The sequence below is a fragment of the Roseateles sp. genome, from assembly GCF_044373315.1.
Lineage (GTDB): Bacteria > Pseudomonadota > Gammaproteobacteria > Burkholderiales > Burkholderiaceae_C > JACDQM01.
This window is the reverse complement of record NZ_JBILQK010000167.1, coordinates 1-4860: the sequence shown is the minus strand read 5'-3', so window position 1 is coordinate 4860 and position 4860 is coordinate 1. Positions and strand designations below refer to the sequence as shown.

5 protein-coding genes are annotated in these 4860 nt (G+C 64.4%); 1 reads left to right on the top strand and 4 read right to left on the bottom strand.

The features are described 5' to 3' along the window. Positions 1 to 283: tyrosine-type recombinase/integrase (locus ACIQ67_RS19630; RefSeq protein WP_397536059.1), on the top strand; the 283-nt coding region annotated here is incomplete at its 5' end. A 409-nt stretch (positions 284 to 692) separates the two neighbouring features. Here ACIQ67_RS19630 and ACIQ67_RS19625 read toward each other — a convergent pair. The 4 genes from ACIQ67_RS19625 to ACIQ67_RS19610 all read right to left on the bottom strand — a co-directional run bounded on the left by ACIQ67_RS19625 (position 693) and on the right by ACIQ67_RS19610 (position 4356). Continuing rightward, positions 693 to 1070, bottom strand: a complete 378-nt coding sequence (locus tag ACIQ67_RS19625; RefSeq protein ID WP_397536058.1) for a hypothetical protein — start codon at positions 1068 to 1070, stop codon at positions 693 to 695. Further along, positions 1070 to 2071, bottom strand: a complete 1002-nt coding sequence (locus ACIQ67_RS19620; RefSeq protein WP_397536057.1) for a relaxase/mobilization nuclease domain-containing protein — start codon at positions 2069 to 2071, stop codon at positions 1070 to 1072. Before ACIQ67_RS19620 ends, ACIQ67_RS19625 begins: the two co-directional genes overlap by 1 nt. Before the next feature lie 13 nt (positions 2072 to 2084). Continuing rightward, positions 2085 to 2816 carry a hypothetical protein gene (locus ACIQ67_RS19615; RefSeq protein ID WP_397536056.1) on the bottom strand — a complete coding sequence of 244 codons (732 nt, stop codon included), beginning with the start codon at positions 2814 to 2816 and terminating at the stop codon, positions 2085 to 2087. Positions 2817 to 3072: 256 nt separating this feature from the next. Then, positions 3073 to 4356, bottom strand: coding sequence for a tyrosine-type recombinase/integrase (locus ACIQ67_RS19610; RefSeq protein WP_397536055.1), 1284 nt, complete (start codon positions 4354 to 4356; stop codon positions 3073 to 3075). Positions 4357 to 4860: the final 504 nt, after the last annotated feature.

The window sequence follows — 4860 nt, the reverse complement described above, 5'->3', positions numbered from 1 at the left end:
GGCGGTGACGCGCGCTGCGGCAGAACAACCCAGCCTGCTGGACAAGCGCGTCTCGCCGCACACGCTGCGGCACACCAGCGCCATGCATCTTCTGCAGTCGGGAGTACCGTTCAACGTGATCGCCTTGTGGCTCGGGCACGAGAGCACGGTGACCACCCATCGTTACGTGCAGGCAGACCTCGCCATGAAGGAAAAGGCGCTGGGCCGACTCGAGGAACCGAACACGAAGCTGCGCAGGTATCGTGCCCCGGACTCGCTCATGCGGTTCCTGCAGGACCTGTAGACCAAAAACTATGCGCAGACTTCGACTGCCACGATCCTCAGTCGACATAGGCGCTGACGCTGATGCCGCCCGACCAGATGGACATAGTTGCGAACTGCGCATAGGCAGCGCTATGGAGAGCTTTCCATAACGCTGCCAAACGGCCACTGAGGGCTGCGGCGGCTACGACCGCTCCGGGTCGATCGCCGGCATCCGCCAATGACTGCTGACCGGCATCCAATCTCGCGGCTAGGTCCCGTCTTGGCTGCCCAATGTCGAGCGGCCGCTCCCGCTGCTAAGCGGGCTCTCATGGGCTTGGCGGCCGCAGAAGGCGGTGACAACCAATGGGGGCCCCGCAACGCTACAGAGCGGTCATCTGCGCCCTAGCCCACTTGTGCGGCACCTACACACCACGGCCCGAGGCCGAAGCTCAAACTTTGGCAGCGTAGCCCCAGTCCACCGCGGCATGGTGGGCACGTGCAAATCCATCGGGGACCAAGTCGGCAATGTGACACTTGCCCCACCGGATCGCATCCAGGCAAGCGAGCACGTCATCAGAAAGCTCGACATCGAGCGCTCGAAGGTCATAGATGTCGAAGTGATGCAAGCCCACCGTGGCCGCCACGAACGCGGCGACTCGACTGATTTGCCCTGAATCGCGCCCCGTCTCAACCAGCGAGAGCAGCCGCTCATAGGCTGGCCCGGCCAAGGCGGTGGCGTCCTTCGCTCGACACGCCCATTCCGCCTGCTGCACAAGCATTGGTTCATGTGGTTGCAGCACGCGGGCAGCGGATGGCTTCTTGTTCATCAGCGCGTGATCTCCGGCTCCGTTCGCTCCACCGGCCTGAGGCTGTCTCTCTCGCTGCGGTCTTGCGGCCTGGCGTCCCCATGATCGCGTTGGCGCACCTGTTGCCTTAAGTAGGTGGCGTCCAGCACGAAGCGTCTGATGCGCTGCGCCAACTGGTGGTCCTCGACTTGATCCGAGGCGCTCAGCGCGACAGCGATCTGCGTCCAGGCCTGCACAGCGCCATTGCGGCTGCGCATGAAGGTGTCACCCGATTTCTGAGTCACCGGCTCGCCCTTCAACCTCCCCTGCTTGCGGGCTTCGATCTGCCAGAGCTGCTCGGGTCGCCGGCTTTGCAGGCGTGGGGCCTGGCGGCTGGCCTCGGCATCGATGCCCAGCCCACGCAGCCGCTCGGCGAAGGTCTCGCGCCAGCGCTGCAGATCGGCCTTGCGCGGGTTCAGCCGCTGCCCACTCATGGACTCAGCCCTCACACTCAGGTGAACGTGCGGATTGTGCTGATGGTCGTGAAGCACCATCACATAGCGGTGGCCCTTCAGTTCGATCCGCGCAAACTCGCGGGCCGCCTGCAAGACCGCTTGCGCATCTGTGCCGCGGGGCATTGACAGCATCAGGTTGAACGCCTCGCGCCGGTGGCTGTTCTCGCCGATCAGCGATCCCCCGAGGCGCCATTGCTTGGCGAGGTCTTGCAGCGCCTCCCTGCCCTCCTGCACCACGCCCCGGTCATCCTCGAAGGCCAGGCGCCCGGCCTTGCTGATGTACCGAAAGTGCGCCGCAATGGCGCCCATGCCCCGGCCGCCACCGGTGACCTTGACCATGACCTGCGGCGCACGCCGCGTCACCGTCGCCGCAATGCGCCGGCGGATTTCGGCGGCCCGGTGCCGCAACAGGGCACTCAGCCGAGGCGATGGCGCAGCCGGGACGATCCGATTGCCCGGGTAGAACAGGCGATCGCCCCACTGCACCAGCGCATGATCGACCGATGAAGGAGTGGCGGGGGCGGCCATGACACCGATGACCTCAAGCCGCTCCAGCACCAACGGAGGGGCGGCGCCGGCTCTTCGCCAGTTCCGCCAACAAGGCGGAGGCCTGTTCCAGGTGGCGGCTCACCGCTTCAGAAACCGGACGAATCTCGGCCACGCAGGCGGCCAGATCCTCGCGCCCTGCCCGGCTCAGGCCGCGCTCCAGTGCTCGAAGATCGCTGAGCAGGGCCGCCAGGGTGACGGTGGACGCCATCAGGGCTCGACGGTTCTCTTCCAGATCGGCGGGCACGGGCACCGGCGGCAAGCCCTCCAGCAGCCGGGCCACAAAGAGCCCTTGGGGCGCCTCGGCCGCGTACGCTTCGCGGGCCAGCCTGGTGGCTGATCTGGCGGGCATGCGCAATGTCACCTTGACGATGGATCCTTCGTGCTGCGACGCGATGGGAGCCTCGGGCGAGGCGTCGGCGACAGTTGTCCCGTCAACGACGGTATGCGATTTCAGCCACTCGGCAAGTGCAGCTCTCATCAACACAGCCAGCGGTATGTGCCGGGACTGCGCGAGCGCCTCCAATGCCGGCCCGTGGGCCCGCAGATCAATAGCCACACGTGATCGCCGGGTGCCCGAACGGGCTGCGGCGGCACGAAGCTCGCGAAACGAGGATGAGCGGTCCATGGTTTCAATATGTGCCTGAATCGGGTGCAGGTGCGAGCTGATTTTTCTGCGAGATTTCAGCAAACGGCATTCCCGGGAAACACAGGCGGCAGCGAGCATTCTTCCAACGCCGGCCAGGACAACTGCTCTCGCTCGACGGCCAGACGCATCCCGCACCACCACACGGGCGAAGAACACTTCGGGGTCCAGGCCGGTTGAGAGCGGATTAGCCCCGCGCAGTGTTAACCGGGCGATCCATCTCCCGCGCCATGGTCGGACGAAGGAAACCAAACCTGCGATCCGGTGAACGAACAACGCGTCTTGCCTGTCCGCCGCCCAGCCGCGCGAACTCCAGTTCGCCTCCAAGCGCCGCTGCCTATTTCCCGCTGGGGCGCGGCGCGCCAGCCACTAGCCTGAGCTTGTCCAGATAGTCGGCCCAGTTCTGCATCATCTTGCGGCGCTGCTCAAGAAACTGCGTGCGGTTATAAGCCCGGCCCAACGCGTCCGGCACCGCATGCGCGAGCTGCGCCTCAATGATGTCGGCCGAAATATCCAGACGTTCAACAATCATTGTTCGGGCCATCGCCCGGAAACCATGCGCCGACATGTCGTCGTTCCCATAGCCCAGACGACGCAAGGCGCTTCGCACGGTGTTGTCACTCATGCAGCGCTGACCAGAGGTGGCCGACGGGAACAGATACATACCCTTGCCGGTCAGGCGCTGAAGCTCGCTCAAGAGGGCAACGGCCTGCTTTGCCAGGGGTACAAAGTGCGGCGGGCCATTGGCCTTCCCGGCTTTCATGCGCTTCATCACCTCGGCCGGCATCTCGACGGTCGCGTTCTCCAGATCGACCCAACTCCACTGCATATGCCTCTGCTCGCCGGGTCGCAAGAGCAGGAGCGCCGATAAAACCAGCGCCAGCCTCGTTACCGGCTGGCCCTCGTAGGCATGCATGTCACGCAACAACTGACCCACCTTTTCAGGCTCAGTGATGGCGGCCAGATGGGTTGTCTGCACAGGACGCAGTGCATCAGTAAGGTCAGCCGCCGGATTGCGCTTGCAGGCCCCCGTGGCAATGCCATATCGGAATACCTGCCCGCAGGCCTGCTTGACGCGGTGCGTCGTCTCAATCGCTCCGCGGGCTTCGATTCGGCGCAAAGCCTGCAATAACTCGGGAGCTTCGATTTCCCCGATTGGGCGACGGCCGAACCAGGGAAAGGCATCCTGCTCCAGCCGGATCTGTGTGCGCAGCGCATGCCCCTCGCTGACCTTGGCCTGATGGACAGTCGCGAGCCACTCCCGCGCCACTGCCTCAAACGAGCCGGGCGGTGGCAAGCCGGCATCGGCCAGACGCTGCTCTTCCCGAGCTCGCTCAGCTTGCGCCTTGACTTCCTGACGAGCCTCGCTCGGATCTTGTCCCTGTGCGATGAGTTTGCGCGCCTCAGCCGCCTTGCGGCGCGCGTCCTTCAGCCCCGTCTCTGGGTAGACACCCAGGCTCAGGCTTTTCTCAACGCCAGCGATGCGGTACTTCAGCCGCCAGTACCTGGCGTTGTTGGGCCGAATCTCCATGTACAGCCCGCGCCCGTCGAACAGCTTGCGCGTCTTCTCAGTCGGCTTAGCGTTGCGCAGCGCAACATCGGTCAGTTTGTCGATAGCCATCTCGGGATCCTCCGAAGTGGAAGTCGCAAGCGCGCATCCTCCCGCGCCGACGGGCGCACGACTATGCGGGTTCGTGGGACCGGGATCAGCAGAGCGTGCCTGGCGTGCGCACAGCTTCTGGCTGGCTCAGCATTCACGCTGGTGCTGCTTCGCCGCTCCCACAGCCCCTGCAACCCGCCAACCAGCCAGCCCAGCGGTGAAAAGCTGCTCAGCTTGGTCTGCGTCCAGTCCAGGGGGTACCTACCGCGCCCGCATTTCTCTATGAGAATGCTCACTTCTGGGGGCAACTTTTTCTGTTGCTGAGGGCATTTTAGCTGTTACCCCCAAGAATTGCCCCCAACTTGCTAGAGCAGCGGTGGGATGTCGTGAGACCACCCGGGCAAGAAAAAAGGCCTAAGTGCTTGATTCACTTAGGCCTTTCGGTTGTCTCGGGGCCGTCTGGGACGTCCTGAGATCGTTGGATGGTGGAGCCGGCGGGAATTGAACCCGCGTCCGCAAGCCATC

What these genes read in the sequence shown, in the direction of transcription:
- ACIQ67_RS19625 (WP_397536058.1), bottom strand. Translation starts at nt 1,070, where the DNA reads ATGAACAAGAAGCCATCCGCTGCCCGCGTGCTGCAACCACATGAACCA.
- ACIQ67_RS19620 (WP_397536057.1), bottom strand. Translation starts at nt 2,071, where the DNA reads ATGGCCGCCCCCGCCACTCCTTCATCGGTCGATCATGCGCTGGTGCAG.
- ACIQ67_RS19615 (WP_397536056.1), bottom strand. Translation starts at nt 2,816, where the DNA reads ATGCTCGCTGCCGCCTGTGTTTCCCGGGAATGCCGTTTGCTGAAATCT.
- ACIQ67_RS19610 (WP_397536055.1), bottom strand. Translation starts at nt 4,356, where the DNA reads ATGGCTATCGACAAACTGACCGATGTTGCGCTGCGCAACGCTAAGCCG.